Genomic DNA, 3,808 nt, shown 5'->3' with positions numbered 1-3,808 from the left:
TCTCCTTTGATACTTTGTATTGCAAAACCCAGCTTGGTGAGGTCAATAAATTCCACAAAAGCATCTATAAAACGAACTTGATTATCGGGACTTATAGCGTCTTCTAAACTAGAAAAACGCATCTGATGACGGGAAATTCCTGTGATATGCTGCATTCTTAAAAATACGAAAATTCCTGTTTTGACACAACTTTTTTGTTATATTTGGTGATATACAAACGGAGGTTTTTTCACAGACTGACGTTACAGGAAATGGCAACCAATATTGCGCAAAAAAACTCTCTTCAAAGTAATGGATGATTTTATAACAACATTTTTTCAAGAAGTAACTAAAGGTTACATACCAAAACTTGGAGCATCGATTAGATGGATATTTCTGCGTAAAAGATATAGTTTTGAAGAACTACTAAAGCAAAATTGGAATCACAGAATTGGAATCTTAATGATTGGGATTATAGTTGGAGTAATTATTTTAATTGTGAATTAACGATGTTGAATCTTCTAAAATTTATAAAATATTTATTAATCAGTTTGTTGTCAATTATTTTAATTCTAGTTGGAATTGCAGTCTTGAGTCGCTTCGTTTTGAATCCTGAAATGAAAGGCATAAGTATTGTAGATTTAAGACATATTGCATTTTTATTTTTTCCACTTCTAATAATTTTAATAATAATAAATTTTGTTTTGAAAAGAGAAATTAACAAAACTGAATAAGCCACTTCCTGTAACAGCCACTACAACGGATTTGGGCATTTGGCTTAATGGAAAAATTGGTTTGTATTTGGGATGATTTGGCTAATCCGAAAATAGGGCTTAATTTAGTCCCAAACCCGCTGTAGTGCCAGAACGTTATGTGTAATGCTAAACCAAAATTATGCTTGAAAAAATTACCAGAGATATTTGTTTAATTAAATACAGAAAATTTCCGCTAAGAGATTTTGAAAAAGAAATTGATGAGGAAATATTTTTTTATCCAAAAATACACTCTCATTATTGGTTGAAATTAGAGCATAAATCAGAGGCTGGGCTAATTAAAAAATTATCAACAGAAATCATAAAACTATATGAAAATCTGAATGTTGAAAATTTGATTTTTTTTGGAGATTATAACAGAAACTGGATTTCGAAATTTACCGAAATGAGAGAAGATTACAAACCTTTAATTGATTCTGTGAATTATTTCAAACAGCAAAAAATTTCAAAACGTTTTAATGGCGCAGTAAAAGTAAACAAAGCAGAACTGAACGAGTTTATTAAGCATTTCTTTGTTTTAACAAGATGTGACACAGAGTTTGCTTATTATCATTTTTTAGATGAAAAAGAAAATTTGTTGGGATTAATTCACTACTCTGGAGAAGTTCGTTTTGACACTTTGAACGAGAAAACAAACAAAGTATTTCTAAAAGAAATAAATAAAACAAAATTTTTAGATACGTTTAGAGAAAATACAGATAGAATATAAAAGCACTACACATAACAGCCACTACAACGGATTTGGGCATTTGGTTTGATGGAGAAATTGGTTTGTATTTAGGATGATTTGGCATATCCGAAGAATAGGCTTAATTTAACCCCAAACCCGCTGTAGTGCCAGAACGTTATGGTGCATTTTACAAAGTTGAAACTAAGAGACAATGGAAACAGAAGAAATAGGTGCATATAAATCTCAAGACAAAAAACATGGGTTTGACTTTATTTTTGAAGGCGAAATTCGGTTTGGGCCGACCTACTACAATATAAAATTAGACGGACAATTAATTGCAAACAGAATATTTGGATTTGAATTTAAATGGCATCCTGACTCAACTTTTTTAGCATTGCAAGAATGGCTTACTACTGACTACCAAAAAGGACCTATAACTGCATTGACTTTGATTGATCTTCAGAAAGGAAAATTTGCAAGAATCTCAACAGCCGACAAAGGTTTCATAAAGCCTATTAAGTTTAACAATGATATTATAATTTTTGAAAAAGAATATTTGGCTAATGGAAAAACCGTCGAGTACGAAATAAAATTAGACGCAATAAAAAATTGGGAATAAAAAAACGCACCATAACAGCCACTACAACGGATTTGGGCATTTGGCTTAAGGGAAAGATGGTCTTGTATTTGGAATGATTTGGCAAATCCGAGAATAGGGCTTAATTTAGTCCCAAACCCGCTGTAGTGCCAGAACGTTGGCGGCAATCTTACGCAGAAATCTGAGAATTCAATAACTTAACACAACACTTATAATCTTATAACTAAATATGTGGACTAGATATCATATTCAATGTAATTCGTGCGATAAAACAACAAACTTACGTATTCAAATTCCTGAAAGAAAAGAACTTCCTGTTTCTTATATTTGTCTTGGTTGCTCTTCTGAAATAAAAGCTACCTTAACGGTAGATTTTACAAATTTTACTTGGAATTTTACAGTTGAAAGAGGGAATTTAGTTAGGGGAGATTTTGATGGAGGAGATTATTTTTATGAGTACAGTGATACTCTTTCTACAAAAAAACCATCCGAAGAACCTCATTTTATTCTAATGCCAACAATGCGAATGGCTCTAAAAAAACTTGAAAAACTAAAATTAAAAAAAGATTCAAGAAAAATGCACGCAGATGGGCAATGGGAAGATTTAAAAGACCTAACAAGAGCTTATGCAAGGCTTGATTTCCCAATTGTTGAAAAACTAGCCAATAAAATTATTAAAGACTTATTTGTCGAAAATTTATTAAATTGTAAAATTGAATTAGATTTTCACAGAAATTATTTTTTAGCTCTAAACCATTTAATGTATCCTTGGATTGATTTTGAAAATCATTCAGAATTTGTTAAATGGATAACTGATAATGTTTTTAATCAAGTCAATTCTACAAATAGTGATTTAATTGACTATGTTACAAATATAATTGATGAAGATGTTTGTGCTAAAATTAGAAATGATAATTCTGAACTTACTATTCGATTTGTTGATTTAAGAGAATATTTTTATTATGCTAATCACGACATTATTGATACAGATGATTTTGCTTCTATTAGCAACTTTAATCTTTTAAAAAGTTTTTATACAGATTGTTTTGAGTTTATTGGACGAACTAGTCAATATATTTTTAGAATTCAGAATTTCTATGAAAGAGGAAATCAAAATAATGTACCACCAGCTTCTCCTAAAAATATTACAGATTCAGATTCTTTTTCCTCATTAGATAATGGGCAAAAATTAAGTGTTCTAAATCTTTCAACTGAAGAAATATTCAAGAATATATATAACGATTGTTTTGATAATAAATTAAGAAATGGAATAAATCATTTTAAAGCAAATCTAAATGCAGAAACTCAAATAATTAGTTATTTCCCAATAACTAAACGTCCAGAGGAAGAATACACAATTTCATATTTAACATTTTTAAATAAAACTTTAGATATTTTTAATTCAGTTTTAAAAATTGGACAACTCGCTAAAATAGCTAATGTATATCGTTTTATGTTGTCTAATCAAAACGAATAAAAGACTACCGCCAACAGCTACTACAACGGATTTGGGCAATTGGCTTAATGGAAAGTTGGTTTTCTATTTGGGATGATTTGGCAAATCCGAATAATGAGCTTAATTTAGTCCCAAACCCGCTGTAGTACCAGAACGTCAGGCTGTGAAAAAACCTCTTTTTTTTCTCAAAATCTTCAAATTTTACAATCCTACAATTCAAATAAAGCCTTCTGAGAAGGCTCTTTTTTTAAGCTACTAATTTTATCGGATAAAAATTGTGCCTTGCATTTAGCTTTAAATAGATCACTTTTATTAAAAACAAGACTTTTGCC

At 30.1% G+C, this 3,808-nt stretch carries 3 protein-coding genes; all 3 read left to right on the top strand.

From position 1 onward, the window contains the following. Nucleotides 1-873 precede the first annotated feature (873 nt). The 3 genes from AC1DY0_RS18865 (at nucleotide 874) to AC1DY0_RS18855 (ending at nucleotide 3,497) form a co-directional block, all read left to right on the top strand. On the top strand, nucleotides 874-1,461 hold the full coding sequence (locus tag AC1DY0_RS18865; RefSeq protein ID WP_477190126.1) for a hypothetical protein: 588 nt from the start codon (nucleotides 874-876) through the stop codon (nucleotides 1,459-1,461). A gap of 172 nt (nucleotides 1,462-1,633) precedes the next feature. Then, nucleotides 1,634-2,041: a hypothetical protein gene (locus tag AC1DY0_RS18860; protein WP_477190125.1), complete on the top strand. Its 408-nt coding sequence runs from the start codon at nucleotides 1,634-1,636 to the stop codon at nucleotides 2,039-2,041. 208 nt (nucleotides 2,042-2,249) lie between these two features. Continuing rightward, nucleotides 2,250-3,497, top strand: coding sequence for a hypothetical protein (locus AC1DY0_RS18855; RefSeq protein WP_477190124.1), 1,248 nt, complete (start codon nucleotides 2,250-2,252; stop codon nucleotides 3,495-3,497). Nucleotides 3,498-3,808: the final 311 nt, after the last annotated feature.

It is taken from the genome of Flavobacterium sp. P1_E4 (genome assembly GCF_056405915.1).
Note: the sequence above shows the minus strand (reverse complement) of the source record. Positions and strands in the feature narration are given on the sequence as shown.

Coding starts and splice junctions, on each gene's coding strand:
- AC1DY0_RS18865 (WP_477190126.1), top strand. CDS start 874: ATGCTTGAAAAAATTACCAGAGATATTTGTTTAATTAAATACAGAAAA.
- AC1DY0_RS18860 (WP_477190125.1), top strand. CDS start 1,634: ATGGAAACAGAAGAAATAGGTGCATATAAATCTCAAGACAAAAAACAT.
- AC1DY0_RS18855 (WP_477190124.1), top strand. CDS start 2,250: ATGTGGACTAGATATCATATTCAATGTAATTCGTGCGATAAAACAACA.